Consider the following 620-nt stretch of genomic DNA (forward strand, 5'->3'; position numbering starts at 1 on the left):
CGCCTTCGACGTCCACCGCAAGGCGTCCGAGCCCCGCGCCTACTGGATCTTCGAGCAGTACCGGGACGAGGCCGCCTTCGCCGCGCACCTCGCCGCTCCGCACGGGAAGCCGTTCAACGCCCGGCTGGTGGAGCTGATCGAGGAGGACGCCTCCGTGCTGACCTTCCTGACCCCCGCCGACTGAGCGGGCACCCCCCGCCGCCCGGGCCCGCCCACCGGGCCGACCCGGGCCGCGGCGGCATGCCGCCGCGCCGCCCGCGCCATCGCGAACCCCCGGTTCACAGGAGGGGCGCCCGGCGGACACGAATCCGTAACGGGCTGTTGACACCGGCCGCCCGGTGCGGCCATCGTCATCGCAGTCCCATTGCCCAAACGTTTTGGCAGGACGAGTGAAACGAGTCGGAATCAAGGACGTGGCCGCGGCGGCGGGGGTGTCCGCAACCACGGTCTCCCACATCCTCAACGAGGTCGAGGGCAAGCGGATCAACCCCGAGACCCGGCAGACCGTCCTGGCGGCGGCCGAGCGCCTGGGGTACCTCCCGAACAACCTGGCCCGCGGCCTGCGGCTGAGCCGCTCCTACACCGTCGGCTTCCTCAGCGACGAGATCGCCACCACGCCG

The 620-nt window shown here is 72.4% G+C and carries 2 protein-coding genes; both read left to right on the forward strand.

What is annotated here, in order from left to right:
- A partial coding sequence (locus OO48_RS33975) for an antibiotic biosynthesis monooxygenase (protein WP_033223520.1) occupies nucleotides 1-184 on the forward strand: 184 nt, incomplete at its 5' end.
- Nucleotides 185-389: 205 nt separating this feature from the next.
- The coding region (locus OO48_RS33980) for a LacI family DNA-binding transcriptional regulator (protein ID WP_157845622.1) at nucleotides 390-620 on the forward strand (231 nt) is incomplete at its 3' end.

Source organism: Kitasatospora phosalacinea (assembly GCF_000716545.1).
Lineage (GTDB): Bacteria > Actinomycetota > Actinomycetes > Streptomycetales > Streptomycetaceae > Kitasatospora > Kitasatospora phosalacinea.